The organism is Methylobacterium indicum (assembly GCF_017347565.1).
GTDB lineage: Bacteria > Pseudomonadota > Alphaproteobacteria > Rhizobiales > Beijerinckiaceae > Methylobacterium > Methylobacterium indicum.
On the sequence record NZ_AP024145.1, the window covers coordinates 2,194,148 to 2,220,097 of the forward strand.

Below are 25,950 nucleotides of genomic sequence, written 5' to 3' on the forward strand. Positions count from 1 at the left end.
GGTGCCCTCTTATTCGTCTTCGCCGGAGACGACGGCATCCTCCGCCTCGTGGGGCGGCAAGTTGCGATAGCGATCAAGATAGGATTCATAAATTCTCTTTGGCATGTTCTCAATGCGAAGGCTGCTGGTTGGAAGCGGAATATTTGGATTTATCTGGCCGGTGTCTGGATTCCAAACGCATAGTGCAATCGATTCGGCTAGGTGATGTTGATCCAACTCATTGTCGCGTGACCCGAGACGCTCCAACGTCCTTATAATGGCCATCTTTTGTGGATCGTGCAGCGCCGGCTCGGGAAGTACAACAATGAATGCAACGATGCAGTAGGGAAATCTCGTATGTACCGTTGATGCCTCAGTTGCAAGGTCGTTGACCATATTTTGCCAATTCTTGCGAATGCTTTCTGCATCGTTTAATGTTTTGCTATCATAGACAATGCGAGGTCCGTCTGGCCTATAGGCAGCATCATAGTTCTGCGGACGAATCCCACCTACGATACGAGTTTTACCCAATTCAACGGAATTGGGATAAAGTGGCGGAGGCAGTAGACTGTTGTTTACCGGAGGAACAAGAGGTATTTCCCCAAGCATATCGGACAGCGCCAGCGAAAATGCTTCGTCAAAAATCAACCCAAATCGCATGCCTTGTTGTTTATTAAAACTTGCGACACTCTTCTTCTTCTTCGGTTCGGCATCCGGTGATGTGGTTCTGCTTTTTTTCCTGATTTTTTGTGCGGCATTAAATATCGCGAACCGATCATCAGACTTTGACTTCTTTATATCGTCGCTGGGCGATGAATTTTCGGAACCTTTCCACGTTTCGCCCCAAATTTTTAGAGCGTCGACATCAATTTTCAACAAGGGCATCGGCGCTAAGAAGCTCGTTTGCTTCTGCGGCTTCGATTCAGCTGATTGCTTCGGCATAGGCGTCCTGGGACAAGGGGCAACCTAGCGGCCGTATCTGATTCCCTCCCGGACTCCTAGCAAAGTCCAATTAGCCCTCAGGTCCTCTCGTTGGCGTGGGCGAGCGCCCGGACAGCGGCCGCCAGGATGGCCCTCGGCTCCCTGTGAGGGCCGTCGCTGTGGGAGAGCTCCTCGTGCCAGCCGACCTCGGCCACGCCGTCACGGGGCCACTCCCGCAGGAGGCGCTCGCCGTCCGGGCCGTCGTAGTCGGGGCCGACGGACGCGTGCCCGGTGGCGCCGCAGGAACCCGACACGAGGTAGAAGCCGGGGAGCACGCGGGCGACGTAGGCCCGGGCGGCGTCGAGGGACGTCGTGTAGGCGGGCACGTCCCGCAGGGCGGCCGCCTCGTCCCGGATGCACCCCCCATGGGCGAGGAGATCCAGGACGGCGTCGAGGACGAAAGCGGGGGTCTCGTCGCTCGCCGGGGCGATGAGCTCGATCTCGACGCGGCGGAGGTCGGCCCGGCGGCAAGCGCGCGCGGTCGCGGCCGGGTCGCCGGCGGCAAGGGCGAGGTCGGCGAAGAGACGGTCTTGGGCGGCGCCCCGGGCGACGGCGGGATTCGTGCGGGCGACGAGAGAGCGGATCTGCTCGAAGGCGGGGAAGGCGACGACCGTCATGTCCGCCCCGCGAATGCGCTCCAGGTCTTCGATGGTCACTATGGCGCTCATGTGCCCCTCCGTGCCTGCGCGGCCGCGGCGCGCCGGGCGGCTCGGTTCGGCCCCAGCGGCTTCCCAAGCCCGGCCAGCGCACGGACGGCGGGCGTCATCTGCAGGTTCGTCATGGCGAGCTCGACATCGGTCTCCGTGTGCCGCGCCATGCGCTTGCCGAACTCCGGCAGGCTGACGCTCCGCACGCGGCCTCGCCTGTCCCCGATGTGGACCTTGCCGTCGGGGCCGTAGACGCTGTCCTTCGCCCGCTCGGCCGCCTCCATCAGGCGCCGCATCTCGGCGGCCTTCCGCACGACCTCGGCGAGCGGATCGGGCTCCGGCTCCGGGGGCGGTCCCTTCGTCGCGGTCGCGCGGAAGAACTCGGCCTGCGCCGAGGTGCAGAGGTAGACGGCCGCCCTTCGAGGGACCACCCGAACTGCGTGGCAATCATCATGCGGCTGTGCTCGTGAGCGCCGCGGCGAAGCTGCGCGAGGGCCGCCTCGTCCTCGCAGTAGATGCCCGGCCGCAGGGCGTCGGCGCGGATCTCGCCGGCCTCGTCGCGGTCGGCGGCGACGTAGGCGGGCTTGTGCCAGTACGTGCCCATGCTCAGGCCCCCAGCGGCAGGAGAGCGGGGCGGCCGCCGATGGCCGCGGCCCCGGCGAGGAAGGCCGAGTAGACCCGCACGGCCTCGTCGGCCGGCACGCCGCGCTCTGGCGTCAGGACGACGTCGGGGCGGCCGCCGAAGACGATGGCGACGGCGAAGCGCTGCTCGGGCGGCGGGGGCTCGTCCTCGTCGAGGCCGAGGGCGAGGCGCTCGACGATCTTGTCCATCTCACCCCGGAGCCAGGGTCGCGCCTGCCAGACGTCTCCCCTCTTGAGCCGGGGATAGGGCACCTCGAACTCGGCTTCGGCGCCGTCATCGCGGGCCACCGAAAGTTCGAGGCCAGCCTCGTCGGTCCGGTCGAGCCGGAAGAAAAAACGGTGCCCCGTCTTGGCGAGGAGATCGTCCTCCGCCTTGATGAGCGCTTCCCTGATGGCGCCTTCCGACACCTGAATGGCCTTGCCCATACCCATGTCCGTCCCCGCGAATCGTTGATTGGGACAGCGTACGGACAGCGGATGCGAGGGACCTACACGGCAGCTGGAGGGAGCTTGACAGGCCGTTAACAGTGTCTACATATTTGAGACACGCGAACTCGTTTTTCAGCGAGTCGCTGGAACCCGCGAGGAGACCAGACACCATGGCCACAGCCGCCACCTACGACCGCCCCGCCATATTCCGCGACGCCTGGGCCCGCGCCCGCCAGGCCGCCGCCAAGGCCGCCGAGCCCGTCCGCCAGTTCATCGGCGCCGGCATGCGCGCCGCCTGGGCCGCCGCCAAAGGCGTCCTCGCCACGCCGCCCGCGCCCGCCCCGGTGCAACTCGACCTCGTCGAGTTCATCGCCGCGCTTCCGCCCGTGGCCCCTGCCCCGCGCCGATTCGAAACGGGTGCCTACACGACCGTCACGACCCCCGGCGCCGACGGCGAAGACGAGGTTACGGTGCTGCTCACGTTCTCTGACGGCACCATGCGCACGCTCGGCTCGGTGCTGATCTACTCCGAGGACTACGATGGTCCGCAGGCCGTCCTCGCGGAGGCACTGCGCGTCATCGGCCACAGCGAGGGTTCCGACGCGACGCCGCCGGCCGAGACGCCTGCGCCGCAGCAGTCCGAGCCCGAGCCGACGACCCCCGAGCCGCTCCATCTGGACCTCGGACGCGGTCGCGCCGTCCTCGACGAGAAGGGACTGCGGTTCTACGGGCAGGTCACCGGCGGCGGCGCGCACGGCCCCGGCATTGTCTCCGTCGCGACGGGGTTCAAGTCGAGCGACCGCATGCGCTGGACCGACGACCGCCGCTCCGGCTCGGGCCGCTCTGGTTCGGTGGTGTGGACCCTCAAGCCCGACCGCCTCTATTCGCTGGCCCGCGTCGCCTACAACTCGTCGCGCTCCGCCGACTACTATCTCTCGACGTTCGACGGCACGCTGACGGAGCTCACGCTCGACGAGTACCGCGCCGCCTGTGCCCGCCTATGGCCCCTCGAAGCCCACCGGGCCGGCGAGGAAGAAGCCCGCCGCGCCGAGGTCGAGGCGGCCCGGATCGAGGCAGAGCGTCGCGAGGTCGAGCGCCTCAAGGCGGAGGCCGAGGCGCGCAAGGCCGCCCTCGCCGACGAAGCGGCCCGCATCGAGCGCGACGGCCAGCCGGCCGTCGAGGGGCTGCCGTCGCTCACCGGCTCGCCGAAGCAAGTCGCGTACGCCCTCAAGATTCGCGCCGCCGTCCAGGCCAAGACGCCGTCCGACCGGGCGCTCAAGACAGCGACCACGGCGAGCTACTGGATCGACAATCGCCGCAGCGTCCTCTGGGCCTAAGGGAGGGCGCCATGACCACCGCCACCGCCGCCCTGCAGGCCCGCATCGAAGGCCTCACGTGGGACGTCGACTTCTGGACGGGCATCGCCCAGGCCCGCTTCGATTCCGGGGATACGCGCGGCAACCTCGACGCCGTCGCCCGCATGGAAGGATTCTGGGACGAGCGCGAGGACCTGCGCGCCGAGCTCCGCTCCCTCCAGTCCGAAGCCGCCTGAGAGAGGGCGTCATGACCAAGCGCAAGGTAGCCACCCCCACCGCCGCTCTCGCCGCCTACGACGCCGCTCGCGCAGCCCACGACACGGCCGACGACGAGCTCGAAATGGCCATCGAGCGGTGCAGCGAGATCCCGACCGGGGACAACAGCCCCGACGCCCAGGCGGCCCATGCCTTTCGGAGCGACTGCGCCGAGAGGGAGCGGACAGCCCGGGCCGCTCTCGACACCGCCTACAGGGGCGTCGAGCGGTTCCTCTCGCACCGGGACGAGACCGTCGCCGAGATGCGGGAGCGCCTCGGACTCTGAGACCCCGGGGCTACGGCACCGGTCCCGAGATAACGCGAACCCGGTCTTCATCGGGTCGCTGGACCCCGAGAGGACACTAGACACATGACAGCATCCACCCCCCTCCAGGTCGACCTCGGCCTTTCTCCCGCCGAGCGTCTCGCCGCCGAGGCCCGCCTTTCGTCCGAGGCGGTCCGCGTCCTCGCTGCGCTCCGTCGCACCGCCGATTCGTGGCCCGAGGACGGTGATCAGGACGGCTACCGCTGGGCGGAGGTCATGCTCGGGCGCCCACCGTCAGGGATCTCAAAGGGCCTGTACGGCGAGTGCGTCGAGGAGCTGACGCACAGGGGCCTCTACCGGCCGCTCGGCGAGGACTTCGGCCGCGTCTGGCGAAGCTCGACGCCGATTGCCACGGCCACGACGCGGGAAGCAGACCTGCCCGCGAAGACCCTCAAGATCCTGGGACTCCTCCGCGACAGGGCCACGTACTTCATCGAACCTGCCGGGAATGGCTCTGAATGGGTTACTGTTTCCCGCCATGCCGGGCATCTCCGCAGCCTGACGGACAGCGCCTACCGCGAGCACGTCGAGGCGCTCATCGTCGTCGGCGCTGTGCGTCGGCCGAGCGGCGCGATCCCGCAGTTCGACAACGAGCACTTCCTCGAAGTGCGGCGCGAGATCGGCACCATCGGCACCGACGTCTAAGCCGGCTACCCTGCCGGGGCCTACGGGTCCCGCCCCCCTAGACGAGGACCTGACCCCGTGCGCATCGAGCTCCGCCCCGGCATCGATTCCCCCGTCCCCGGCGCCCTTTGCGTCGGGACCGCCGACGGCCTCCCGCTGTCGTACGTCGAGCGGACGCCGTACATCGGGACGGAGCCGACGACGCACGCCGAGATCGCCGAGCCCCTCGCCGACGCCATGGACGCCGCGGCGACCCGGGTCTTCGGCGGCGAGTGGAACGGTGACCTGTCGAGGGTGACCGGCATCAATCGCCGCACGGTCACGCACGACCGCATCATGCGCTACGGCCTCGCTCCCTGGGTTCTGGCCCTGGTCGGCAAGGCCGCCGCTCACCGACATCCCCGCAGCCTGGGTTTCATCCTGCTGTCCCTGGTCGGCTTGCGGGATTCCGCCGGCCGGGACGAGGCGCGCGAGAGGGATTCCATGCAGAGGCTCGCGACGCAGATCCTCGAAGACGGCATCGACATGATCCGCTACGTCAGCAGTGAGCGCGGAAAGATCGCTCCCCACCCCAGCAGCAAGATCAAGTAACGAACCCTTAACGCCTCGGCCTTATGGTCGAGGCACGTGCGCTCCGTTTTTCAGCGGCGCGCTGGATACCCCGGAAGGGAACACCAGAGATGACCGCACCCCTCGACGAGGGCGCGCGTTGCTGCGCGCTCGAACGCTACCTCTCGGGTCAGGCCGAGCCTCCCCGCCGCGGCGCCTTCCCCTTCGCGCCCGCCGCCCTGCTGCTGACGGCTCGCTACGGTCGGTCGATTCCCTCGCTCCGGACCGCCGCCGGGGCCGGCGAGGACGTCCGCGTCGTCGGCATCTATCGCAGCCTCAAGCTCGCCTTTGACGGCTACGCGCACGAAGTGAAGCGTGACCGCCGGGAGGCCGAGCAGACGCTTGCCGTGCAGTTCGCGGCCGCGTTCGATCAGACGCTCGTGTGGCTGCGCGAGGGCGGCTTCCGCGCCGACTTCAGCTTCGACTTCACGGACGAGCAGCAGGATGCCGACGAGCACATGCGCCTCGTCGCCGGGGTGCTGGCCTTGTGCCTCTGGGAGGCCGGTTACGTCCCGGCCCGCGAGTATGTCCGCGGCCTGATGCCGGAGCTCCTCGGCGGGCCCGATGGCTGGCGCTACGTCCGGGCGAGCATCGGCCTGGCGGAGGACGTGCACGTCGCGCTGGACTGGAGGCCCGGCCGCGGGGCTCTCGGCAGCCTTCAGACCGCGCTCGCTCGTGGCGCCCGGCTTCTCGAAGACGCCTACGTGGGCGCGCCGGCGCCGTCGCCCGCGTGGGCGACCGCGGCCCGGGAGAAGGCCGCCGCGGAGAAGGCGGCCAAGACGGCCGTGGAGAGCGGGCCGAGCCTGATGGTTTTGGCCGGCGTCGACCACCTGCCCGGGCTGGCGAAGGCGGGCGAGGGCAAGCCCGGCGGTTCCGTCGGAGCGACGCCGCGGGCGGAGTGGGCGCCCATTGCCGGCCGGCGGCTCCGCCTCGTCACCGTCCCGGACCTCGCCGCGGCGCGCGCCACGCTCGCCGCAGAGTTCCCGGACGACACGGCGGTCATCGACGCCATCCTCGCGCCGCTGGCCGGGCGGGCGTACGTCGCCATCCCGCCGACGCTTCTGCTCGGGCCGCCCGGCACCGGCAAGAGCCGTTTTGCCCGTCGGCTCGGCGAGGTGCTCGGGCTGGCCGTGACGGTCTACGGCTGCGCGGGCGTCTCGGATTCGAGCTTCATCGGCACGTCGCGCCAGTGGTCGACAGGCCGGGCTTGCGTGCCCTTGCAGGCCATCCGGCGCGCGGATGCGGCCTCGGTCCTCGTCGTCCTCGACGAGCTCTCCCGCGCCGGGACGCGCCGCGACAATGGCCTGCTCACCGACGGAATTTTGGCACTGACCGAAGGAGAGACCGCGCGGGCGTACCAGGATCCCTACCTGGAATGCCCGGTCGACCTGTCGGCGGTCAGCTACATCGCGACGGCGAACAGCCGCGCGGGCCTCGACCCCGCCTTGCTCTCGCGGTTCCGCGTGCTGGAGATGGGGCCGAGGACGCTGGCCTCGCTCCCGGCCCTGACGCGCTCGGTCTTCGCCGACATTCGTGCCGAGCGCAGCCTCGACGACGCGTGGCTTCCCGGGCCTGATCCGGAGGAAGAGGCCGTCCTGGCCGCCCATTGGCGGGACGGCAGCGTGCGGACCCTGCGTCAGCTCGTCGAGGGCATTGTCGCCGCGCGCGACGCCCTCGCGACCCGCATGTGATGGGGAGGCCGACCATGCACGCTCCCGTCCTCGACTACCTCCTCTCCGCCCTCCGGGCCCACCGTGCGTCGGGCCGCATCCATGCCGACGTCGCCAACGGCGTCGACGGCTACATGCAGAACGTCATCCGGCTGGCCGACGCGCGCATCCTCTCCGGTCCCGAGGCGCTCGTCGCCGCGAACCGCGCGCTGTCGCTGGCCCTGTCGCTGCCCGAGATTCCGGAGGACCGCCATGCCCCCCGTTCGTGACGACCTCGCCGCGGTCGCCGACCGCATCCAGGCCATGTGGGAAGCCGGCCGCATCTGCAGCCTTGTCGGGCGCGGCATGCGCGCCCGGGTCCTGCGGGCCGGTCGCCTCGTCGAGGCCGGGCGCCTGACGCCCGCGGAGGCTCGCCAGGTCGCGCGGGAGGCCGAGGGCGTCGCGACTTCCTTCGCCCCGCTTCCGGAGCCGCCGCATGAGTGAGGTCGACGTCTACTGGAACAGGCGCATCCGCCCTCGGGCGTGGTCCGTCCGCGAGGGCGGCCGCGTCAGCCGGCACGTGCGCGCCATCGCCCTCATGGACGTGACCTTCGTGGTCCATGCCGCCGCCGTCGCCCGCGTGCAGCGCCTGCGCCAGCGCGCGGTCTGTGCCTATGCCCGGGGGACGCCCTGCGAGGCGCCCCGGTACCCGTCTGCCGTGCGGGTTCGCTTCGACCCCTACGCGGGTCCCAACTTCACCACCCCGGACGGCACCGTCGTCCTCCGAGCCAGCCTCGTTCACTTCCTGGAGGATGCCACATGCTGGGCCGTGCTTTGACCCTTGTCCTGGTGCTCGCCGCGGCCCCGGCCGCCGCCGTGGAGCCCGACCGTTTCCCGACACCGACGGACCGGTGGCTCTACGACGTGCGCGTTCCGGCGGGGCCCGGTCGGCAGCGGTTCAGCCGGGTCGACGCGGTCCCCGGGCAGGCGCAGGGCTGGCGCGTGACCGTGACGTGCGGCCTCGTCGACACGCGCACGGGACGCGAGACGACAGTGCTCACCGCCCGCGGCGAGGCCGGCCGCGGGCGCATGATCGCCATCGGAGGGGGCTGGGATTCCCCCCGGCCCGGCGGCAGCTTCCTCATCGACGAGAGGACCGAGGCTAAGCGGAGCCAGTTCACGGACAAGCGGTGCGCCTCCGGACCGGGCGACCTTTCGTCTGGCGACTGACCGGGGCAAGCTGGGCCGTCCCGTCCGGAGGCCGGCCCCATGATCGACCGCGAGCTCGCCGCCGCGCTCGCGCTATGCGCCCTCGGCCTGGCGGTCGCCGGCGTCGCCGCGGCCCGCCCGGCGCCCGCCGGCGTCACCACCGCGCATGCCGGCGAGCCGCTCGTCACGGTTCCGGCGGCTCGCATGGGAAGGCCCGGTCCCCTCTAGGGAAACCGGGCCTTCCAGGTAGCCAAGCCGACTTGGCTACTTATTTCGTGCGCTCGAATCCCGGCAGTTCGCCCTGGCGGTTCGCGACCGCCGCCTGGAGCCGGAGGGCCTGCCCGGGGCCGACGTACCAGCGCTGCCGGAGCCATTCGAGGCCCGGCTTCGTCGCGTAGGTCCGCCACTCCCGCCTCGTCGGCGTCACGTCGTGCCAGCGGATCTTCATGTACCCCGCCTTGCGCAGGTCGGCGCGGGGCTGAGCGAACCCGTCGGCGTCGAACAGGTATCCCTTCTCGCGGAGCCAGGCGAAGAACAGCTTCTGGGGCGCGTCGATGGCCCGGGCCGCGGTCGACAGTGTGCAGAGCCCGTCCGCGTCGAGGAACGCCTCGTAGGCCTCGATCTTGGGGCGGACTTCCTCGATGACCGCCTCGGCGAACGCCGCGCGCTTCTCGGTCACCACCAGCGCCTGCTTGGTCTCGGCGACCTCGGCCCGGGCGGCGATGAGCTGCTCCGAGTAGCCGAGCAGCAGGGTCCGGAGGCTGGCGGGGTCGTTGAGGTCGACGGCCGGGGACTGCCGGCGCCGGAGCTCGGCCTCCATGGCGTTGAAGGCGTCGATGTAGGCGAGCTTCCACTGGAAGGCCTTCTCGCCGGTGAAGCCCATGACGATGAGGCTGAAGGCGTCGCGGTCGAGCCGGTAGGCCATGACCTCCCGGGATGCGCCGTTGCCCGTCCCGACCTCGTCGAACATCGGCACAATTTTGTGCCCAAGCATCTCGGGGCTGCGAGCCAGGGCGGTGCGCACCGCCACGAGGACGGCCTTGTGGGTCCGCTTGAAGTAGGCGGCGATGTCGCGGGTGTCGGCCACAGCCTTGTCGCCGGCCAGGGTGACGGCGGGAAGGGTGGTCGTGGTAGAAAGGAGAGCAGCCTGATTCACGGGGTCCATCCGTGTTCGGGTCAGGCCCCCGTCGAGGTGTTCCACCACCTCCGGGGGCCGCGCGCCGGCGGCGCGTTAACTGCGATTCTAGCGATTCGCATTTCGTTCGCCTGGTCTCCGTGCCTCAGGCCAGCTTGAGCCCCCTCATCCGGCTGATGCCCCGGCCCCATCGCTCCTCGACCGCCTCGCGCCCGTGCGTCAAGTAGAGCCGCTCGACCGCCTGGCGGGTGGGCTGAAATCTCAGCTTCTCCTCCCACGGGAAATCCCCGCTCTCCTTGACGGCCTCGCCCCGCGCGATGCGCAGCTTCCGTAGACGGGCGCGAACCCAACCGCTTGTCTGCCCATGGCGCGCGGCGAAGGCGTCGAGGTCCTCGCCGGCGTCGACGGCGGCGGCAAGATCGGCGTCGGAGAAGCGGGGTGCGGCCTGGGGCACGTCACGGTCCCTGAAGGTGCGAGAGGGGGATTCCGAGCGCGGCCGCGGCGGCGGGCCCGATGGGAGGGGCGCCGTCCCAGCCCCGGTCGAGGAGGCGTTCGCGATAGGCGCCGAGATGGTGGAGGTCGCCCCGGACGGGACCGCGGCCGCCGCGGCCCTTGCGGGCGAGGTCGTTGATGAAGTGGGGGTGAAGCCAGCCCCACCTCTCGAAGGCGGCATGCCCGCCGCAGGTGTCCCAGATCTCCGCCACGACCGCCGGCCGGGGCGTGACGTGGAAGGCGCTCACCGGTTCGGCTTCCCGTAGGATTCCGCCATGAGGCGGGCCGTGACCCTGGCGAGCACCTGGGCGATGGCGGCATCAGACCGGGCCCGCTCATCCTCCGACCGGCCGCGCCGGAGGAGCTCGATCTGCTCCCGGAGGCTGAGCGGGGGCAGGCTCACCGACGCCCCCCGCCGCCGCGCGGCATGCGCTCGATGGCCTCCTGGTGGTCCTCGGTGGCCTTCGTGTTCTGCCTCGTCACCCGCGTGAGGTCCTCGACGGCCTCGCGCAGGTCGCCGAGGGTCGACCGGAAGTCGGTGAGAGATTCCCGGTCGTCGGCATGCAGCCGCACCGTGCCGGCCGGCGCCGGAACCGGCGGGGCGAAGGTCGTGTCGGTCCGGCCGCGTTGCTTCAGGACGCCGCTCACAAGCGCGCCGACGGCGGCGAGCGCGGCGAACGCGGAGCCGATGACTTCCTTCCAGGGGGTGAGCGCCTCGACGACGCCGGCGATGATGGCGTTCACGGCACGAAACCCCTCGGAAGCGGTGCGGGCGGGTTGTCTCGCATCCAGGCATGGACGCGTGCGGCAACGGGGATGTCACGGCCCGAGCGGTAGGCGGACCAGATGTCGGCGAGCGCGGCGACGGTGTAGACGCCGACGCCGGTCTGGATGCCGCCGGCGAAGGGCGCGTACATGAGGAGCGCGACGTAGCCCCAGACCGCGGCGCCGAGGACGGCGCAGATCGCGCGCAGCAACGGCGTCCTGCGCCAGCGGCCGTTGATGGTCAGCGCCGCCATCCGCACCAGGGCGAGCGACACCATCATGAACGCCCATCCGCCCTCGGGCATGATGGCGGCAAAACGGAGCCAGTGCGCCCCGGTCGAGAAGGTGTTGCCCGGCAGGGCGAGCACCAGCCCGAAGGCGAACGCCATGGCGGCCGCGCACCATTCGAGGTCGCGGGCCGGGGTGTAGACGGTCGGGATGACGCGGATCGTCCTCATGGCCGCCACCCGCAGTGCTCGGCGCCGTAGCGGTTGAAGGTGAGGTCCTGCTCCTTCTGCTCGCGCGTCATGACCTGGCGCTGAGCCGCGGTCGCGCGTCGGGGCTGTGCCACCGTGCAGAAGTCGCCGGGGCTGGCGCAGCCCCCGACCGATAGGGCGGCCAGCGCGGCCACCAGGATGATGACGGTCTTCAAGGCTTGGCCTCCCACCTGGCGAGCTCGCGGTCGAGATCGGCGTCGGATAGCCGCCCGACCTGACGCTCGATCCGCTCGCGGTCGGCGCGCGCCGCGGCGTTGGCCCGGGCGACCTCGGCGAGGGCCTCGGCCCGGCCGGCGCGCTTGAGGCGGGTCGCGGCGACGAACAGGGCCCACGCGACCGCCAGGGCGACGCCGACGGCGCGGGCGGCCTTGCTCCGGGCGAGGAGGGTCAGCAGCGCCGGCCCCCACGGGGTGAAGATGAGGGCCACGAGGACCGCGGCCGGGACGCCGGCGGAGAAGAGGAGCCAGGCCGACATCAGGCGACGAGCCTCCCCTCGCGGTAGGCGCAGACCGCGCTCTTGAGGAGCGTGCCCCCGACGACGACCGCGGTGGCGCATCCCCCAGCGAGCGCGATGGCCTGCCAATGGTCGAGGAGCCAGGACGTCGCCGCGGAAGCGACGGTCTCGCCGACGATGCCGGTGACGGTGTCCCGGGCGGCCCGGACCTGGTCGACGCCGCCCTTCACCGTGTCGGCGGTCGACTGGAACGAGGCGAGCGACGCCTGGTAGGTGCCGACGGCGCCGAGGCCGGCGAGCCCGCCCTTCCGGATGCGGTCGCCCAGCCGGGCGGCGAACGAGACCTGCTTGACCTCGGCCTTGGTCGCGACCTCGCGAGCGCCCTTGGCGAGGGCGGGCGCCGATTCCAGCGCGGCCACGAAGGTAGGGGACGCGACGCCGTCGCCGGCCTGCCCGAGCTCGACCTGCGCCGCGGCGACCGCCCGGCGGGTGGCGGGCCCATAGACGGCATCCGCCTTCACCGCCACGCCGAAGGCCGCGAGGCTCTCCTGCAGGGCGCGGACGCGGGGCCCGCGGTCGCCGAGCTTCAGGGTGCTGACGTCGCCGGCGACGTTGGCTTTGGGTCCGGCCGGCTTCGCCCGGAGCTTGGTGGACCAGTAGGCGTAGGCGTCGGCCAGCTTCCGGTCGTAGGCGTTCTTCTTGTAGGCGGTGCCGTTGTACCCCTTCGCGAAGGCCGCCCAGTCCCGCGCCGCGAGGTGCTTGAGCAGGCCCTTCGACCGCATGAAGGCGATGCCGCAGGCGATGTGGGCCTCGATGCCGCCGCGGGTCAGGACGTCGTGCATCTCCTTGGCGGAGCCGAAGCCGGCCGCGGCGTGGTTGCCGCCCATGACCTGGAACAGGCCGATGCTGCACGAGGCGTAGGCGATCTCGGGGTCGAGCGCCGCGGCGCGGGCGATCAGCGCGAGCCGGCCGGCCGAGGTCTTCTGGTCGGCATACTGCGGGCTGCCGGGGCCCTGCCACTTCGGCACCACGAGTCCCTGGCGCTTGGCCTCCTTCAGCGCGGCCGCGCCCTTGGCCTTGAACAGGCGGTAGGCGACGTGGCGCTCGTAGAGCATGCACGGCTCGATGCCGTCGGACGGGTCGAGGTCCGCGGTCTCGAAAGGGCGGCCGCCGGTCTCGGTCTGGACGACGGCGAGCAACCCGGCCGGCTCGACGCCCTGCGCGGGCGCGGCGGCCAGGATGGCCGCGATGATGGTGTTGGCGAGATTCATGACGTCCCCTTGGCTGGGACCGCCCCCGGGTTCGGGGGACGTCAGCCAGCGGGGGGACGTGTCGGGGCGTCACCGGGCGCCGGGGGCGGCTACGTTGAGGGGACCGCTGCCGCGTGCATCCGCCAACACATGCCGGCCGCGTCAGTGCGCGGTACCGGCCTCGCGCTCCAGGACCTCGTCGATGGCGTGCAGGGATTCCCCCAGGATGCGGGCGAGCATCATGACGAGGCGCGTCGAGCTCGCCAGCGCCTCCTCGGTCTCGGGGGAGGCGCCGGTCACAGCGACCACGGAAGCTGCTTGGTCCGCCGCAGCCGCACCGCGGTGCAGAGCTGGTACATGACGCGCGGGGAGATGTCGTCGTAGGACCCTTCCTGCAGGCGCCAGTGCTTCTGCGCGTTCCAGTTCGAGATGCCGGCCCGGCGCAGGTCCATGGGCTTCAGGCCCCGTTCCTTGATGCGGGCGCGCACCAGGTCGAGGATGTCGCCGCGGTCGCTCTTGTACTCCTCGGTGTTATGCGAGGTGACGTGCGGCAGGAGGATGGGCCGGTTGTCCGGCCGGCGTTCGACCCCGGCGTCGGGGAGGTCGTCGAAAGCGTCGTGCGAACGGCCCTGGCCGCTGGTGTCTTCCTGGTACATGCGCGTAAGCCCCGCCGGCGGAACACGAATCGCCGATCTGCGCCGGCGTGACCCCAGGGTGCCTGGAAGGTGGCGAAATTCAAGCGGCGCGGGTTGACGCGGGAGCGTGACTGTGCCAGCCGCCCCGGCTTCCGGTTGAGTCGTGGGCCTGTTCCGAGGACTGGCCATCCGGTCCTTGCCCCGACCCGGCACCCCCCGAAAATAAATTTCGAGGCCCAGGGAAGCCCGCTGGCCGTTTTGGCGGGGGCGCTTGGGAAATCACTCTCCCTGCCAGTCTGAACCCCAGCCGGCGAGGCCCGCTGCTCCGTTTCGACCGGCCCGCCAGTGGCCTGCCCCTCGTCGGATTCAGGGCACTTGAGGCCCCGCGCCGCCCCTGGAGGGGGGCTTCAAAAAAGCCAGCGACGCGCGGACCTTAGCGGTGTTCGCGCGTCGGGTGTGGTGCCTCGACGAGCCGCGAGATCGGGTCAGCCGGGTACATCTCCATGCAGCTTCAGAGGGGCGCCGACGCCCCATTCTCGTTCCGCTACGCCGCCCCCGAGGCGGCCATCGAGGCCCTCGGCCTGGAGCCGGGTCGGACCAAGGCGGACCGCGCCGTCCAGGCCGCCGTCATCGCGGCCGCCGCCATCGAGCACGACGGCGAGGGGCGCTGGATCAGCTATTCCCGGTCGCACGACTGGTGGGCCGCCGGCCGCTACGAGGGCACCCCGGTGACCATGAAGCGCGTCATCAACGCGGTCGAGGGACTGGCCAGGGCGGGGCTCGTCGAGAGCTTCGTGCAGATGCCCGGTGCCCACCTTCTCTCCAACGAGGCGGAGCGCGTGCAGAGCGCCTTCCGAGCGTGGCCTGCGCTCGTCAACCGCCTCGGCGGCCTGCGCCTCGACCCGGTCAAGCGCCCGCCCGTCATCATGAAGGACGAGGCCGGCAATCGGATCGCCTTCCCCCGGACGGAGCGCGGGGCGCGCGCCACCCGCGAGGTCGAGGACCTGAACACCTGGTTCGCGGGATTCGACGTCGAGGTGGACCCCGGGGCTGACCCGGCAAACTGGAAGCGCACCGCTTATCACCTGCACGGGCGTAAGGTGCGCAAGGACGGCTCCGAGACTTGGGCCTGCACGGTCCCGACGCCCGTCCCGCAGGTCGTCCGCATCTTCGGTCGGGGGCGCCTCGACCGGCACGGGCGCCTCTATGGATGGTGGCAGGGCCTACCCAAGGACCGCCGCGGTGAGCTCTTGCTGAATGGCGAGGTGCTCATCGAGGAGGATTTCGCCAGCCTCCACCCGACGCTGCTCTACGCCATGAAGGGCATCCGGCTCGATTTCGACCCCTACGACGTCTGGGGCTTCCCTCGGCAGCACGGCAAGTGGGCCCTCAACATCGGCGTCAACGCCGACGGCGGGCTCAAGGGGGCTGTCGACGCGCTCATGGCCAAGCCGGACTGGACCGAGAGCTGGACCTATACCCGGAAGCTCGTCGATGAGGTGGCTAAGCGCAACGAACCCATCCGCGAGTTCCTCGGGAGCGACGCCGGGGTGCGGCTCATGGCTATAGACAGCCGGATGGCGTTGGACGTGCTGAAGGCCTGCCGCAAGGCCGACATCCCCGCCCTCCCGGTCCACGACAGCTTCATGGCCCCGGGCGGCAAGGCCGGGCAGGTCCGCGCCATCATGGGCGAGGTGCTGGACAAAACCCGTGTCACGATTTCCCCAAAGACTTCAGTGAGTTCGGCTCTCCCGTTCCTTCATAACGCCCCCCTCGTGGACCCGTCCCTTTCCCGTCCCTCGGTGGAGGTCGCCGCCCCTGCCGGAGAGGGGTCGTCCGTCCCCCCTGCCTCCCCGCCGGTCCTCGTACCCGCGCCCGTTGTAGAAGGCCCTCCGGCGGCCCTCGCGGTCTCCCGTCCGGTCCTCGTACCCGCGCCCCTAATAGAAGGCCCTGGAGCGGTCCTGCCGGGCTCGTACGAGGGCTCTACCGCGCTCCCTCGTGTCTCTACCCCGTCCCTCGCACCTGCCGTCCTTGCCGCTGCCTGGTCCCCTCAGGACGTCCCTCCCGGACCGTCCTCGTCAGTCTCCGCACCTGATCTCCACCGTTCGTCCTGGGAGCGCCGTACAGCGCCCTCAACCTCGCCGCCCTTCCCAGACCCGTTCACCCGTTCTCTTGCCGTCCCTGACCGCCCCTGCGCCATGAGGCTCGACATGACCGCTTCTCGTCCAGTCGTCGTCACCATCCCCGACCCGCACCCCCACCGCATCTGGGACGTCGACGGTTCCGAGGTCCGCGGCGCGCCCGTCATGCTCAGGCCCATGGCGGAGGACCTGATCGCGCAGGGGCACGACCCCTACGCCCGTCCCGCCGCGCCCCCTCCGAAAGTCGCGCCCGGCCTGCCCTCCGGCATTGTCCCTCGCGGGGCATAGCCCTACACTGGCGGCATCCGGTGACCCGGTAGGCGCACCACGCCTCGAACCCCCGCTGCTGCGTTCGCGCCGGCGGGGGTTCTGCGTTCTGGTCCCTTGCGTCCCGTCCCGGCATCCTGTCGCCATGACCGACGCCATCGCCGATAGGGCCCGCTGGGCCGCCGCTTTCGCTGACACCTTGGCCGGGTTCGAGCCCGGCCCCTACGTCGCCGAGGACGAGGGGGCGGGCATGCCCCTGTCCCCGGCGACGCGCCTGACCCAGAGCCAGGAGAACGCGAGGAAGCGCGCCCAGCGTGCCCGAGCCAAGGCCAAGCGCTTGCACGAGCTCGACGCCGCCATCGTGCAAGGTCTGCGGTCCATCATGAGGGCGCGTCGGGTCTACGAGCGCATGAAGGACGGCGAGGAGTTCAGCGGCATCGCCGTGAGGGTCGAGCCCGTGTTCGGCGAGGCCATGCGCTACCTCGTGGAACTCTGCGGCTGGGACCGGAAGCTGGCCAGCAAGGCCCTGACGATGAAGCTCCTGAGGCCCGCCCAGCCCCCGGCCGCCAAGCCGTAGCCGGGGACGGGCGCCCGGCCGGGGCATGTGTTGGCGGATGCACGGGCGGGCTCGACGCTGAGGCCGTCCTTCCTGCCTGGGAGGCCGTCCTCATGCGGGGGCGGCCTCTCCCTTTTCAGGTCGCATCCCATGGCCGGCTACCGCTCCATCCCCGTCATCGTCCGCCCGTCGGACCTGAGGGCCCGCACCGTCCCCGCCGACGTCGCTCAGGCCGTCCGTGATGGCCGCGCCCGCTACGTCGGCTTCGAGGGTCAGGGCGACCCTGCGGCCCTGCTGGCCCGTCGCCTCGCGACCATGGCGCCGACCGCATCCCGTCCCCTGTCCGAGATGACCGGGCGCACGGTGGCCGCCGACGAGGTGGACGCGGACGCGTGGGTGCCCGGGGACCGCCGGGGGGTGGGGTCACGGGTCCTTCCGGGCGGGGGGCCTGAGCGGCAGGTTTCGCGATTCCGGGCCTCGGCTGATCCCAGGCCTGAAATCGGGGTTCGCACCAGGTTCGCAGGTTCGCACCGATGACGGCTAACGCCCTCTTCCACATGGAGTTCGCACTCCGCCCGACTGCGAACTTGCGCCCCTACGAGCGCAACGCACGCCAGCACAGCGCCCAGCAACTCGACCAGATCGCCGGTGCGGTTCGCACCTTCGGCTGGACCAACCCGGTCCTCGTCGACGAGGCCGACATGATCCTCGCCGGGCACGGCCGGGTCGAGGCCGCGACCACCCGGCTCGGCCTGAAGGAGGTGCCTTGCCTCCGCGTCACCGGCCTGTCCCACGCCGAGAAGCGCGCCCTCATCCTCGCCGACAACAAGATCGCCCTCAACGCCACCTGGGACGAGGCGATGGTCGCGCGCGAGATCGCGGACCTCCGCGCCCTCGCCGACGTCGGCGAGCTCGACCTCGACATCGGCGTCATCGGGTTCTCGGCCGCCGACCTCGCCGGGCTCGACAAGCTCCTGGAGCCGGTACCCGAGCCCGAGGGGCCGCGGCAGGTCGAGATGGAGGACGAGCCCGCGGTTTGCCAGCAGGGCGAGACCTGGTGCCTCGGCAACCACCGCCTGACCGTCGGCGGGGGCGAGGCCGCCCGAGACGCCGACCTCATCGTCCGCATGTGGGAGCGCGAGACCAAGGAGGAGGCGACGCTCGCGTCCTCCGGCATGGCGTTCAAGGCGGCCGCCGCGGCGCGCGGCATCGAGTTCACCCGGCCGGCGACGAAGTCGCAGCGGGCCCGCACTAAGGCCGGGTGACGATGGCTGGCGTCAGCATCAGGGAATACGCCCGGCAGCGGAAGGCTCGCGGGCTCGTCGGCGGGTCCGACGCGGCGGTCCGCAAGGCCATCCGGGACGGGCGCCTGCACGGCGCCGTCAACGGGGACGGGACCATCGACGTCGCCAAGGCGGATTCCCTCTGGCTCGGCAACACCAACCCCGCCCTGCAGCGGGACGGCGCCGCCGTCGGCGACGGCGTCCTCGCGTCCCGGGGCAAGCCCGCGGCGGTGCGGCCGCCCCCGCCGGTCGACGAGGTTGAGCCTCCCGCCCCGGTCGACGGCGCCGGGGGCGCGACCCCCATGACGGCGAACCGGCTCAAGATCCAGACCGCCCGCGAGATGCAGAAGTACAAGCGGGAGGAGTGGGAGTTCGCCCGCGACCGCGGCGAGTGGATCATGAAGGACCCGCACCTCTCACACGTGCACGCGATGGCCCGCGCCTTCCAGGACCAGTGGAAGGCGTTCGTCGACGGCAACGCCGCCGAGATGGCCGCCGAGCTCGGCCTGAGCGACCGCGTCCATGACGTGCACCGCGTCCTCGACAAGCGGGTGCGCATGATGTTCGAGCGCATGGCCGACACCCGGTACGGCGGCGGGCTGGCCTGATGGGAGCCCCTTTCCAGACGCCGGACGACCCGTTCCCGCTGCCCGAGGGCGTCTTCGCCTACGAGGGGATGGAGGAGGTCCTCGCGGCCTTCCGCGCAGGCCTGCAGCCCGACCCCGACATCACAGTCACCCAGTGGGCCGACGGGAACCGCTACCTCTCGCCCGAGGCGTCGGCGGCGCCGGACAAGTACCGGTCCTCGAAGACCCCGTACCTGATCGAGCCGTCGGACAACCTGTCCCCGAGCTCGTCGTGCGTGCAGACGACCGAGCTCAAGGGTGCGCAGATCGGGGCCAGCGAGAGCGCCCTGAACGCCGTCGGCTTCCACATGGACGCCTCGCCGTGCGCCATCCTCTACGTGCTGCCGGACCGCGCGACCGCGGGCGAGTTCTCGAAGCAGCGCATCGACACCATGATCGACGCCTGCCCCTCGCTGCGGGCGAAGGTCCCCCCGGCGGGCAAGCGGGGCGGCGGCAACACGAAGCTGTCGAAGCGGTTCAAGGGCGGCGTGTTCCGGTTCGGCTGGGCCGGGTCGGCGGCCTCGCTCGATTCCTCGCCCATGCGCTTCCTCGTCCTCGACGAGGTCGACAAGTACCCGGTCGACGTCTCGGGCGAGGGCTCGCCCCTCGACAAGGCCGACGCCCGCTCGCGCACGTTCGGTTTCCGCCGCAAGAAGGTGGTGCTGTCGACGCCGGGCCTGAAGGCCACCAGCGTCGTCTACGCGGAGTACCTGCGGGGAGACCAACGGCACTGGTGCATGCCGTGCCCGCACTGCGGATGGGGTGCGGCCGGATCGCGGTTCGAGGGCAAGGGCACGGTCTACCACCCCTCGCAGTTCCGGTGGGAGCAGGGCAAGCCGCGCAGCGCGCACATGGTCTGCCGCAACTGCGAGGGCGAGATCTGGGAGGACCAGCACAAGACCGACATGCTCGCCGAGGGCCGGTGGATACCGACCGCCGAGAACCATGACGAGCACGAGCACCGCTCCTACTACATGCCCTCCTACCTCAGCCCCATTGGGTGGCTGTCGTGGCCGCAGATCGCGTCCCAGAAGGACCGCGCGGCGGGCAACTACTCGCGCTCGAAGACGGTCTGCAACTCCATCGACGGCATGCCCTGGGAGGACGCCGGCCAGGCGCCAGACTGGGAATACGTCTACGGCCGGCGCTCGAAGGGGTACCGCCGCCGCCAGCTTCCGCCGGGCGTCCTGTTCCTGACCTGCGGCGGCGACGTCGGCGTCGATCACGTCGAGCTCCACGTCTGGGGATGGGGCCGGGACAACAAGCGCTGGCTGATCGAGTGGGTGCGCATCTCCGGCCGGGCGACCGAGCCGTCGACCTGGGACCGGGTGCGCGACGCCCTGAACCGGCGCTACCTCCACAAGTGCGGCGCGGTGCTCCCCATCCGCCGGACCGGCATCGACCGCGGCCACCTTCCCGAGGTCGTCGACGCCTTCGTGCAGACCTGCGACCAGAACCGCGTCTGCGCCGTGCGCGGCCGCTGGAACCTCGACGGCCTGGCGACCTGGGCGACCCGGCGCGAGGCGAACAAGGCCGGGACCTTCGACCCGAAGAGCGCCTTCGTCTACCTCGCCGTCGGCACCACCATGATCAAGGGCGAGCTCTTCGGCGCGCTCAACCTGGAGCGCCGCGAGGACGGCGAGCCCTACGGCTGGGTCGGGCTGCCGGCGGACGTGTCGGCCGAGTTCTGCCGCCAGCTCGTGTCCGAGCGCATGGTCTATCGCGCCGGCCGGGACGGTCGCATGAAGGGGGTCTACGTCGGCATCGAGAGCCGGCGTCACGAGTCCCTCGACTGCGCCGTCTACGCCCGGGCCCTGGCCTACGACGAGGGCTGGGACGAATGGGCCGACGCCGAGTTCCGGCGCGAGGAGGTCGCGCTGGAGAAGGCCGCCGAGGAGCTTCGCCAGGCCATCGTCCGCCGGCAGCATGAGCGGACCTCGGCCGGCAACCCCGTGCCGGTCGGCGTCGGCGACATCCACCCCTTCCTCGCGCTCCCGGTCGAGGCGGGGGATTCCGAGGACGCCCGCGAGGACGATGCCGCCGAGGAGGGCGCGCCGATGGACGAGACCCCCGAGCCCGCCGCCACGCCGTCGGTCGAGGCCGCGCCCGAGGACCGCATCGTCCGCCGCGTGGTCCGCCCGCCCGTCCCGCCCGCGCCGACGGCGGACGCCATCCGCGTCCCGCCGGGGCTGCGCACCCCTTGGCAGGGTCGGGGCGAGGCCACCCCGGGCGACGACGCGCCAGGCCTCGCGGGCCCGTCCGCGAAGGTCGACATGCGCGCCCTGATGCGTGGCGCGGGCCTCGGTCGCTCCTCCGCCTACGACGAGGACTGACCCGCCCGGGGCATGTGTTGGCGGATGCACGTCCGGCCGGGAGCCTGGGGTCCACAGCCCGGGACCCGCCATGAACGCTCAGGAACTCGACGAGGCCAAGTCCGACCTCGCCCTCGCGAAGGCCGCCCTGCGCCGGCGCCTCGGCAAGGACATCCAGTCCGCCGGGACCGGCGGCGAGACCGTGGCCTACGCCAAGGCCACGGTGACCGAACTCCGCGACATCATCTCCGACCTGGAGACCCGCGTGCGCCTGTCGGAGCCCGGCGGCTTCGGCACGATCTACATCCGCTGAGGCCCGGCATGCAGCCTCGCGTCCCCGCCCTCGTCAAGGCCGACGGGCTCACGCCCCTCCGGCGCGACGCCGCCGTCGACAGCAACTGGCCCGGCGCCTCGTTCGCCCGCGGCATGCGGGACTGGCGCGTCTCGCGCGGCAGCGCCGACGGCGACAACGGGCCCGAGGCCGACATCGCAGCCTGGCGCGGCCGCGACCTGGAGCGGCACGAGGGGCAGGTCTACTCGGCCATCCAGCAGCAGGTTCTCGCCATCGTCGGCGAGGGACTCGACGCCGTCCCGACCCCCGACTGGAAGACCCTCGGCAAGGACAAGCTCTGGGCGGAGCAGTGGTCGCGCGTCGTCCGCGGCCTGTTCCGCAACTGGGCCCGCACCACCGACTGCGACGCCTCCCGCACCGAGACCCTGGGCTTCATGGGGTCGGAACTCCTGACCTCGACCATCGTGTCGGGATCCGGCGTGGCCGTCCCGTACTACCTCCCCGACAACGGGCTCACCCGGTTCGGAACCTGCTTCAGGGTGGTCGAGGCCGACCGCCTGTCGAACCCGGACTTCCTGCCCGACACGGCGACCCGCCGCCGGGGCATCGAGCTCGACCCCGAGACCGGCGCGCCCAAGGGGTACTGGATCTGCTCGGCCCATCCCGGGGACGCCCTCGGCATGCTCGCGCAGGGGGTGAAGCGCGAGTGGACCTACATCCCCGCCTTCACGTCGTGGGGGCGCCGTCGCCTGGTGCACGTCTATCCCCGGCGCCGGCCGGAGCAGTCCTTCGGCATCTCGCAGCTCGCGTCCGTCGGCGGCGAGGTCCGGGACATCGGCAAGATCCGCCGGGCCGAGCTCAGGAACCAGGTGGTGACGAGCGCCCTCGCGCTTATCGTCAAGTCGAGCCTGAACCCCGAACAGGTCATGCAGATGTTCAAGTCCAGTCCCAATTACGGGTACTGGCAGATGTACTACGACAAGGAGTTCCGCCCCCAGGTCACCGACGACGGCGCCACCGTCGTCGCACCTCCGGGAACGGAGGTCACCACCCTCAACGCCCAGCGCAACGCCCAGAACTTCGAGGCCTTCCTCAAGGCGTCCTGGCGCCAAGTCATGGCCGGCCTGGACATCCCCTACGAGATCGGGGCCAGGGACTACGGAGGCCTGAACTACTCGAACGCCCGCACCATCCTGCTCGACGCCTGGCGCACCTTCTACACGAAGCGGACCTGGATGGGTCAGCGCTTCTTCGACCCCGTGTTCCAGTGCTGGTTCGAGGAGGCGGTCCATTTGGGTTTGATTCCCGACTGCACGCCGGAGCTCCTCTACGCCCCGGGCATGGCGACGGCCTGGACGGCGTGCCGTTGGCTCGGCAGCGGCAAGGGCTGGATCGACCCCCTCAAGGAAGCCCAGGCGCAGACGACGCGCATGGGGAACTACACCACCACCATGCTGTCCGAGTGCGGCGACACGGGCGAGGACTGGATGGAGACCGCCGACCAGCAGGAGATCGAGCGGGCCTACTACCACTCGAAGAAGATGGAATACCCGCTCGACGTCGCGGCCCGGAACCCGCGCGCCCTGGCGGGCGCCGCCGGCGACCCGCGCGAGGGCGACGGAAACTCTGACAGGGAGCACTGAGATGGCGCGCGACCTCGCCCACATCGCCACCGCGCTGAGCCGGCCGTGGGCCATCACCAGCGAGGGACTCGACGAGCTCGTCGCCCTGGCGCGCCGCGAGACCGTCGAGATCAGCGCCCTCGCGCCCCGCGCGCAGGGCCACGTCACCGGTGGCGTCTCCGCCGGGATGTCCGACGACGAGGGCGACGGCCCCCCGAAGCGCGCGGCGCTTTCGGGCGGGGACGAGTACCTGCGCGAGTACGGCCGGGCCGTCATCCGGAACGGGGTTGCGGTCATCCCCGTCATCGGGCCGCTCATCGCCTACGCGTCGTGGCTTGAGAGCTGCGGCATGACCTCGTACCAGAGCCTCAAGGCCGACCTCGCCGCGGCGGTCAGCCATGCCTCGGTCGCCGCCGTCATCCTGGAGGTCGACAGCCCCGGCGGCCAGGTCGCCGGCTGCAGCGAGGCGGCGGCTGCGGTGAAGGCCGCGACCGAGTTCCTGCCCGTCGTCTCCATGGTGGTCGGCGACGCCTGCAGCGCGGCCCTCTGGGTCGTGTCCGCGTCCGACCATATCGCGGTCACGCCGACCTCGGCCATCGGGTCGCTCGGGTGCTGCTGCAGCATCGTCGACCGCCGGGCGGCCGACGAGAAGGCCGGCATCAAGACCTGGGAGATCATCTCCAGCCAGACCCCGAACAAGCGGCCGGACGTTGCGACCGATTCGGGGCGGGCCGCCATCCAGCGCATCGCCGACGACACTGCCGCCGTCTTCCTGGCGCAGGTCGCCCAGTACCGCGGCCTCAGCCTGGAGGTCGTCTCGTCCGAGCAGTTCGGCCAGGGCGCGGTCTTCATCGGCGCGAAAGCGGTCGACGCCGGGCTCGCCGACGAAGTCGCAACCTTCGACGAAGTCATGGCGGAAATTGTCACCGACATGGAGCAGGCCAACGAGGGCCTGCTCCATGTCGCTTAGGGAGCCGAGATGTGCGCCACCCCGGTCCGACATGCTCACATGGGGATCGGGACCGGATAGGCCCCAGGGTGGCGGCGGCGGTGAACGACGTGGTTCACCGAGCCGACGTTGAGACCGACGACGAGGGCGGCCTCGGTCTGGGTGAGGCCCAGAACTTCAACGAGGTAGAGAACGTGGCACGCCATCTCGAACGTGCAGGGGAAGCGGCCGCGCAAGGCAAGCCCTCCTGTTGATATACAGGATTGATGGGCTTCCGAGTTGAAAACTGCGGCTGAAAGTGCGACTTTGGGGCTGCGGAGCCGTCGACTTTCAGCGCAGCTTCCCCCCGGAAGCGGCTATCGTGGATGGTCCATACGGAGCCGGGTGTTGGTAGCGCCCGGCTCCGTTACTTCGACCGGCAGGACCTCAGCCGTCGAAGCATCTTCTATGAGGCCATACCGCCTCCATCGGAATCCCCGAGGAACGACGCGTCGCCTGACGCGCCCTGCTCGCGCAGGGTCTCGGCGTCCGAGCCGTCGTTATCCTCTTCCTCGATCTCAGGCATCTCGGGGGCGGTCCCCCCGTGGCCGGCAACCGGCGCCTGATCGAACTTGAACTGCTTCGCGGCCTTTTCAGTCACGACAAAGCTGGCGTCGCCAGATCGGTCGAGCAAGCCACGGTCGACGTAGTCGCGCGCGCGGTCGCGAATGGACGCCAAGCTGGTTGTGATACCGCAGCCCTGAGCGACTTCGAGCATCTTCTCGTGGTCGAAGGGCTCATCCATCATGTAGAGGTAGCCGAGGGCCGTCCGCCACGAGAGCGAGATGGCGCCTTTCTGGCGCCCGCGGCGCTTCCCGTCGCTGTCGTGTGCGTCGGAGGAATCCTCGTCGCCGCCCGTCAAGTAAAACGGTCGAAGGGCGGCTGCCCTCTCGAAGGCAGCCAACTCCACGGTGGCGAGAAGGATGCTCTCGCGCAGGGAGGCGACCTTAGCCTCGTGAGAAGCGATTTCCGCTTCTACGGCCGATATGGCCTGCCGCTTCTCGGCGATTAGTTTATCGAGCGCGTCCATAGTCCGTTCATAAGGGCACACGGCGGATAGAAGCGCAAGCCCGAAAGCCCCTTCAAACGCCGGTTATACCCAGCGCCGGGAATTTTGCCGGTGGCATGTCAAGCCCCGAAGAGTGCTGTCTATCGGCGTCAGGCGGCGTTTGATGGCGTCGGCCGCGGTTGGATATCCGACCGCTGAGCGCGCCTGTAACGCCTGCGCCTTGGGCGGGCCTAGCCGCGCGTGGGTGTGCCAAGCGACCGTTTTCCTCGGAGATTTCCTCGCCCGGCATGTGTTGGCGGATGCACGGCGGGGGTTGAGCCTGACCGGGACAGCAGGATTCCGGCCCCCGAAACGGGCCTCCTCGCACCCCGGAGAAGCCCATGTCCGCCCCCCGACTCCGCGCCAAGCTGGCCACCGCGGCCCCCACGGCGTCCGAGCCCAGCCCGACCGAGGAGAAGAAGGACGGGAAGGGCAAGGCCGAGGGCCAGCCGACCGAGGAGAAGAAGGACGGCAAGGGCAAGGCCGACGAGGGCGAGCAGGACAAAAAGGATGAGACCGGCGCCTCCGCCGCCAAGCCGCCCGTCGGCGCGTCCGGCGAGAAGGCCCGCATGTGGGCCATCACCCAGTCCGCCAATGGCAAGGTGTTCCCGAACCTCGCCGCCGCCATCGCCTACAGCACCGACCTGTCGGCCGAGGGCGCCGCGAGCCTCTTCGAGGCCGTGCTGCAGGACGTCGACACCTCGGCCGTCGAGGCCCCGGCGGCGCGCGAGGCGGCCGATTCGCCGAAGGGCGACGCCTTCCGGAAGGCGATGAACGCCGAGGCCCCTAACCCGAAGCTCGGCGCCGGCGGCGGCCCGGCCGCCGAGGAGGACGAGCTCGTCAAGGCGCTGCGCGCCGCGGGCCTCCACCGGGACAGCAAGGACTGACCGGCCGCCGCCTTCGCCCCGCCCGTAGCACCTGA

37 protein-coding genes are annotated in these 25,950 nt (G+C 70.6%); 20 read left to right on the plus strand and 17 right to left on the minus strand.

Annotation, left to right across the window (positions count from 1 at the left end; all coding sequences use genetic code 11):
* Window positions 1-9: 9 nt before the first annotated feature.
* From miv_RS10195 to miv_RS10210, 4 genes are all read right to left on the minus strand, one after another.
* Window positions 10-921: a hypothetical protein gene (locus miv_RS10195; protein WP_244748940.1), complete on the minus strand. Its 912-nt coding sequence runs from the start codon at window positions 919-921 to the stop codon at window positions 10-12.
* A 77-nt stretch (window positions 922-998) separates the two neighbouring features.
* A complete protein-coding gene (locus tag miv_RS10200) occupies window positions 999-1,628 on the minus strand; it encodes a hypothetical protein (RefSeq protein ID WP_207182535.1) in 630 nt (209 codons plus the stop codon).
* Entirely contained in the window at window positions 1,625-2,038 is a 414-nt protein-coding gene (locus tag miv_RS10205; RefSeq protein ID WP_207182537.1) for a hypothetical protein, read from the minus strand. Before miv_RS10205 ends, miv_RS10200 begins: the two co-directional genes overlap by 4 nt.
* A 175-nt stretch (window positions 2,039-2,213) precedes the next feature.
* Window positions 2,214-2,675, minus strand: a complete 462-nt coding sequence (locus miv_RS10210; protein ID WP_207182538.1) for a hypothetical protein — start codon at window positions 2,673-2,675, stop codon at window positions 2,214-2,216.
* A gap of 173 nt (window positions 2,676-2,848) precedes the next feature.
* On the opposite strand from miv_RS10210, the gene miv_RS10215 reads away from it, so the two are divergent.
* The 11 genes from miv_RS10215 (at window position 2,849) to miv_RS10265 (ending at window position 8,893) form a co-directional block, all read left to right on the plus strand.
* Window positions 2,849-4,015 (plus strand): hypothetical protein, encoded by a 1,167-nt coding sequence (locus miv_RS10215; RefSeq protein WP_207182540.1) that lies wholly within the window; start codon window positions 2,849-2,851, stop codon window positions 4,013-4,015.
* 11 nt (window positions 4,016-4,026) lie between these two features.
* The gene (locus tag miv_RS10220) at window positions 4,027-4,230 is read left to right on the plus strand and encodes a hypothetical protein (RefSeq protein WP_207182542.1); all 204 of its coding nucleotides are present in this window, start codon (window positions 4,027-4,029) and stop codon (window positions 4,228-4,230) included.
* An 11-nt stretch (window positions 4,231-4,241) separates the two neighbouring features.
* The gene (locus miv_RS10225; RefSeq protein WP_207182544.1) at window positions 4,242-4,535 is read left to right on the plus strand and encodes a hypothetical protein; all 294 of its coding nucleotides are present in this window, start codon (window positions 4,242-4,244) and stop codon (window positions 4,533-4,535) included.
* Between the two features lie 84 nt (window positions 4,536-4,619).
* Window positions 4,620-5,219, plus strand: a complete 600-nt coding sequence (locus tag miv_RS10230) for a hypothetical protein (RefSeq protein WP_207182545.1) — start codon at window positions 4,620-4,622, stop codon at window positions 5,217-5,219.
* 57 nt (window positions 5,220-5,276) lie between these two features.
* Window positions 5,277-5,789, plus strand: coding sequence for a hypothetical protein (locus miv_RS10235; protein ID WP_207182548.1), 513 nt, complete (start codon window positions 5,277-5,279; stop codon window positions 5,787-5,789).
* Between the two features lie 89 nt (window positions 5,790-5,878).
* Complete coding sequence (locus miv_RS10240; RefSeq protein ID WP_207182550.1) at window positions 5,879-7,498, plus strand: AAA family ATPase; 1,620 nt, start codon at window positions 5,879-5,881, stop codon at window positions 7,496-7,498.
* 14 nt (window positions 7,499-7,512) lie between these two features.
* On the plus strand, window positions 7,513-7,746 hold the full coding sequence (locus miv_RS10245; RefSeq protein ID WP_207182551.1) for a hypothetical protein: 234 nt from the start codon (window positions 7,513-7,515) through the stop codon (window positions 7,744-7,746).
* Window positions 7,730-7,960: a hypothetical protein gene (locus tag miv_RS10250; RefSeq protein WP_207182552.1), complete on the plus strand. Its 231-nt coding sequence runs from the start codon at window positions 7,730-7,732 to the stop codon at window positions 7,958-7,960. Before miv_RS10245 ends, miv_RS10250 begins: the two co-directional genes overlap by 17 nt.
* A complete protein-coding gene (locus miv_RS10255) occupies window positions 7,953-8,294 on the plus strand; it encodes a hypothetical protein (RefSeq protein WP_207182554.1) in 342 nt (113 codons plus the stop codon). The genes miv_RS10250 and miv_RS10255 overlap by 8 nt, the downstream gene beginning before the upstream one ends.
* Window positions 8,276-8,686, plus strand: coding sequence for a hypothetical protein (locus miv_RS10260; protein ID WP_207182556.1), 411 nt, complete (start codon window positions 8,276-8,278; stop codon window positions 8,684-8,686). Before miv_RS10255 ends, miv_RS10260 begins: the two co-directional genes overlap by 19 nt.
* A 39-nt stretch (window positions 8,687-8,725) precedes the next feature.
* Window positions 8,726-8,893, plus strand: coding sequence for a hypothetical protein (locus miv_RS10265; protein ID WP_207182557.1), 168 nt, complete (start codon window positions 8,726-8,728; stop codon window positions 8,891-8,893).
* A gap of 40 nt (window positions 8,894-8,933) precedes the next feature.
* Here miv_RS10265 and miv_RS10270 read toward each other — a convergent pair whose 3' ends face one another.
* From miv_RS10270 to miv_RS10320, 11 genes are all read right to left on the minus strand, one after another.
* Window positions 8,934-9,830: a phage regulatory protein/antirepressor Ant gene (locus miv_RS10270; protein ID WP_207182559.1), complete on the minus strand. Its 897-nt coding sequence runs from the start codon at window positions 9,828-9,830 to the stop codon at window positions 8,934-8,936.
* 115 nt (window positions 9,831-9,945) lie between these two features.
* Window positions 9,946-10,254 (minus strand): hypothetical protein, encoded by a 309-nt coding sequence (locus miv_RS10275; RefSeq protein WP_207182561.1) that lies wholly within the window; start codon window positions 10,252-10,254, stop codon window positions 9,946-9,948.
* 1 nt (window position 10,255) lies between these two features.
* Window positions 10,256-10,540, minus strand: coding sequence for a hypothetical protein (locus miv_RS10280; RefSeq protein ID WP_207182563.1), 285 nt, complete (start codon window positions 10,538-10,540; stop codon window positions 10,256-10,258).
* A complete protein-coding gene (locus miv_RS10285; RefSeq protein ID WP_207182565.1) occupies window positions 10,537-10,695 on the minus strand; it encodes a hypothetical protein in 159 nt (52 codons plus the stop codon). Before miv_RS10285 ends, miv_RS10280 begins: the two co-directional genes overlap by 4 nt.
* On the minus strand, window positions 10,692-11,036 hold the full coding sequence (locus miv_RS10290; RefSeq protein WP_207182572.1) for a hypothetical protein: 345 nt from the start codon (window positions 11,034-11,036) through the stop codon (window positions 10,692-10,694). The genes miv_RS10285 and miv_RS10290 overlap by 4 nt, the downstream gene beginning before the upstream one ends.
* Window positions 11,033-11,515 carry a hypothetical protein gene (locus miv_RS10295; RefSeq protein ID WP_207182574.1) on the minus strand — a complete coding sequence of 161 codons (483 nt, stop codon included), beginning with the start codon at window positions 11,513-11,515 and terminating at the stop codon, window positions 11,033-11,035. Before miv_RS10295 ends, miv_RS10290 begins: the two co-directional genes overlap by 4 nt.
* Window positions 11,512-11,709, minus strand: a complete 198-nt coding sequence (locus tag miv_RS10300) for a hypothetical protein (protein ID WP_207182576.1) — start codon at window positions 11,707-11,709, stop codon at window positions 11,512-11,514. Before miv_RS10300 ends, miv_RS10295 begins: the two co-directional genes overlap by 4 nt.
* Window positions 11,706-12,029, minus strand: coding sequence for a hypothetical protein (locus miv_RS10305; protein WP_207182577.1), 324 nt, complete (start codon window positions 12,027-12,029; stop codon window positions 11,706-11,708). Before miv_RS10305 ends, miv_RS10300 begins: the two co-directional genes overlap by 4 nt.
* Window positions 12,029-13,279 carry an N-acetylmuramidase domain-containing protein gene (locus tag miv_RS10310; RefSeq protein ID WP_207182581.1) on the minus strand — a complete coding sequence of 417 codons (1,251 nt, stop codon included), beginning with the start codon at window positions 13,277-13,279 and terminating at the stop codon, window positions 12,029-12,031. Before miv_RS10310 ends, miv_RS10305 begins: the two co-directional genes overlap by 1 nt.
* A gap of 141 nt (window positions 13,280-13,420) precedes the next feature.
* Complete coding sequence (locus miv_RS10315; protein WP_207182583.1) at window positions 13,421-13,567, minus strand: hypothetical protein; 147 nt, start codon at window positions 13,565-13,567, stop codon at window positions 13,421-13,423.
* Window positions 13,555-13,914 carry a hypothetical protein gene (locus miv_RS10320; RefSeq protein WP_207182586.1) on the minus strand — a complete coding sequence of 120 codons (360 nt, stop codon included), beginning with the start codon at window positions 13,912-13,914 and terminating at the stop codon, window positions 13,555-13,557. The genes miv_RS10315 and miv_RS10320 overlap by 13 nt, the downstream gene beginning before the upstream one ends.
* A gap of 482 nt (window positions 13,915-14,396) precedes the next feature.
* Between miv_RS10320 and miv_RS10325 the strand changes: the two genes are divergently transcribed.
* From miv_RS10325 to miv_RS10360, 8 genes are all read left to right on the plus strand, one after another.
* The gene (locus tag miv_RS10325; protein ID WP_207182588.1) at window positions 14,397-16,322 is read left to right on the plus strand and encodes a hypothetical protein; all 1,926 of its coding nucleotides are present in this window, start codon (window positions 14,397-14,399) and stop codon (window positions 16,320-16,322) included.
* Between the two features lie 124 nt (window positions 16,323-16,446).
* Window positions 16,447-16,878, plus strand: coding sequence for a hypothetical protein (locus miv_RS10330; protein WP_207182590.1), 432 nt, complete (start codon window positions 16,447-16,449; stop codon window positions 16,876-16,878).
* 512 nt (window positions 16,879-17,390) lie between these two features.
* A complete protein-coding gene (locus tag miv_RS10335; RefSeq protein WP_207182592.1) occupies window positions 17,391-18,122 on the plus strand; it encodes a ParB/Srx family N-terminal domain-containing protein in 732 nt (243 codons plus the stop codon).
* 2 nt (window positions 18,123-18,124) lie between these two features.
* A complete protein-coding gene (locus miv_RS10340; protein ID WP_207182593.1) occupies window positions 18,125-18,748 on the plus strand; it encodes a hypothetical protein in 624 nt (207 codons plus the stop codon).
* Window positions 18,748-21,099, plus strand: a complete 2,352-nt coding sequence (locus miv_RS10345) for a phage terminase large subunit family protein (RefSeq protein ID WP_207182594.1) — start codon at window positions 18,748-18,750, stop codon at window positions 21,097-21,099. Before miv_RS10340 ends, miv_RS10345 begins: the two co-directional genes overlap by 1 nt.
* A gap of 70 nt (window positions 21,100-21,169) precedes the next feature.
* On the plus strand, window positions 21,170-21,391 hold the full coding sequence (locus miv_RS10350) for a hypothetical protein (protein ID WP_207182595.1): 222 nt from the start codon (window positions 21,170-21,172) through the stop codon (window positions 21,389-21,391).
* Between the two features lie 8 nt (window positions 21,392-21,399).
* Window positions 21,400-23,013 carry a phage portal protein gene (locus miv_RS10355; RefSeq protein ID WP_207182596.1) on the plus strand — a complete coding sequence of 538 codons (1,614 nt, stop codon included), beginning with the start codon at window positions 21,400-21,402 and terminating at the stop codon, window positions 23,011-23,013.
* A gap of 1 nt (window position 23,014) precedes the next feature.
* Window positions 23,015-23,962, plus strand: coding sequence for a S49 family peptidase (locus tag miv_RS10360; RefSeq protein ID WP_207182597.1), 948 nt, complete (start codon window positions 23,015-23,017; stop codon window positions 23,960-23,962).
* Between the two features lie 35 nt (window positions 23,963-23,997).
* Here miv_RS10360 and miv_RS10365 read toward each other — a convergent pair whose 3' ends face one another.
* A complete protein-coding gene (locus tag miv_RS10365; protein WP_207182598.1) occupies window positions 23,998-24,177 on the minus strand; it encodes a hypothetical protein in 180 nt (59 codons plus the stop codon).
* Between the two features lie 209 nt (window positions 24,178-24,386).
* The gene (locus miv_RS10370) at window positions 24,387-25,010 is read right to left on the minus strand and encodes a hypothetical protein (RefSeq protein ID WP_207182599.1); all 624 of its coding nucleotides are present in this window, start codon (window positions 25,008-25,010) and stop codon (window positions 24,387-24,389) included.
* Window positions 25,011-25,369: 359 nt separating this feature from the next.
* On the opposite strand from miv_RS10370, the gene miv_RS10375 reads away from it, so the two are divergent.
* Entirely contained in the window at window positions 25,370-25,915 is a 546-nt protein-coding gene (locus tag miv_RS10375; RefSeq protein ID WP_207182600.1) for a hypothetical protein, read from the plus strand.
* Window positions 25,916-25,950: the final 35 nt, after the last annotated feature.

Excerpts from the sequence above, each read along its gene's own strand:
- miv_RS10325 (WP_207182588.1), top strand. The coding sequence starts at position 14,397 with ATGCAGCTTCAGAGGGGCGCCGACGCCCCATTCTCGTTCCGCTACGCC.
- miv_RS10360 (WP_207182597.1), top strand. The coding sequence starts at position 23,015 with ATGGCGCGCGACCTCGCCCACATCGCCACCGCGCTGAGCCGGCCGTGG.
- miv_RS10260 (WP_207182556.1), top strand. The coding sequence starts at position 8,276 with ATGCTGGGCCGTGCTTTGACCCTTGTCCTGGTGCTCGCCGCGGCCCCG.
- miv_RS10355 (WP_207182596.1), top strand. The coding sequence starts at position 21,400 with ATGCAGCCTCGCGTCCCCGCCCTCGTCAAGGCCGACGGGCTCACGCCC.
- miv_RS10225 (WP_207182544.1), top strand. The coding sequence starts at position 4,242 with ATGACCAAGCGCAAGGTAGCCACCCCCACCGCCGCTCTCGCCGCCTAC.
- miv_RS10200 (WP_207182535.1), bottom strand. The coding sequence starts at position 1,628 with ATGAGCGCCATAGTGACCATCGAAGACCTGGAGCGCATTCGCGGGGCG.
- miv_RS10195 (WP_244748940.1), bottom strand. The coding sequence starts at position 921 with ATGCCGAAGCAATCAGCTGAATCGAAGCCGCAGAAGCAAACGAGCTTC.
- miv_RS10335 (WP_207182592.1), top strand. The coding sequence starts at position 17,391 with ATGACGGCTAACGCCCTCTTCCACATGGAGTTCGCACTCCGCCCGACT.
- miv_RS10220 (WP_207182542.1), top strand. The coding sequence starts at position 4,027 with ATGACCACCGCCACCGCCGCCCTGCAGGCCCGCATCGAAGGCCTCACG.
- miv_RS10305 (WP_207182577.1), bottom strand. The coding sequence starts at position 12,029 with ATGTCGGCCTGGCTCCTCTTCTCCGCCGGCGTCCCGGCCGCGGTCCTC.
- miv_RS10215 (WP_207182540.1), top strand. The coding sequence starts at position 2,849 with ATGGCCACAGCCGCCACCTACGACCGCCCCGCCATATTCCGCGACGCC.
- miv_RS10320 (WP_207182586.1), bottom strand. The coding sequence starts at position 13,914 with ATGTACCAGGAAGACACCAGCGGCCAGGGCCGTTCGCACGACGCTTTC.
- miv_RS10330 (WP_207182590.1), top strand. The coding sequence starts at position 16,447 with ATGACCGACGCCATCGCCGATAGGGCCCGCTGGGCCGCCGCTTTCGCT.
- miv_RS10230 (WP_207182545.1), top strand. The coding sequence starts at position 4,620 with ATGACAGCATCCACCCCCCTCCAGGTCGACCTCGGCCTTTCTCCCGCC.
- miv_RS10255 (WP_207182554.1), top strand. The coding sequence starts at position 7,953 with ATGAGTGAGGTCGACGTCTACTGGAACAGGCGCATCCGCCCTCGGGCG.
- miv_RS10350 (WP_207182595.1), top strand. The coding sequence starts at position 21,170 with ATGAACGCTCAGGAACTCGACGAGGCCAAGTCCGACCTCGCCCTCGCG.
- miv_RS10310 (WP_207182581.1), bottom strand. The coding sequence starts at position 13,279 with ATGAATCTCGCCAACACCATCATCGCGGCCATCCTGGCCGCCGCGCCC.
- miv_RS10270 (WP_207182559.1), bottom strand. The coding sequence starts at position 9,830 with ATGGACCCCGTGAATCAGGCTGCTCTCCTTTCTACCACGACCACCCTT.
- miv_RS10295 (WP_207182574.1), bottom strand. The coding sequence starts at position 11,515 with ATGAGGACGATCCGCGTCATCCCGACCGTCTACACCCCGGCCCGCGAC.
- miv_RS10370 (WP_207182599.1), bottom strand. The coding sequence starts at position 25,010 with ATGGACGCGCTCGATAAACTAATCGCCGAGAAGCGGCAGGCCATATCG.
- miv_RS10375 (WP_207182600.1), top strand. The coding sequence starts at position 25,370 with ATGTCCGCCCCCCGACTCCGCGCCAAGCTGGCCACCGCGGCCCCCACG.
- miv_RS10345 (WP_207182594.1), top strand. The coding sequence starts at position 18,748 with ATGGGAGCCCCTTTCCAGACGCCGGACGACCCGTTCCCGCTGCCCGAG.
- miv_RS10265 (WP_207182557.1), top strand. The coding sequence starts at position 8,726 with ATGATCGACCGCGAGCTCGCCGCCGCGCTCGCGCTATGCGCCCTCGGC.
- miv_RS10250 (WP_207182552.1), top strand. The coding sequence starts at position 7,730 with ATGCCCCCCGTTCGTGACGACCTCGCCGCGGTCGCCGACCGCATCCAG.
- miv_RS10245 (WP_207182551.1), top strand. The coding sequence starts at position 7,513 with ATGCACGCTCCCGTCCTCGACTACCTCCTCTCCGCCCTCCGGGCCCAC.
- miv_RS10240 (WP_207182550.1), top strand. The coding sequence starts at position 5,879 with ATGACCGCACCCCTCGACGAGGGCGCGCGTTGCTGCGCGCTCGAACGC.
- miv_RS10340 (WP_207182593.1), top strand. The coding sequence starts at position 18,125 with ATGGCTGGCGTCAGCATCAGGGAATACGCCCGGCAGCGGAAGGCTCGC.
- miv_RS10210 (WP_207182538.1), bottom strand. The coding sequence starts at position 2,675 with ATGGGCAAGGCCATTCAGGTGTCGGAAGGCGCCATCAGGGAAGCGCTC.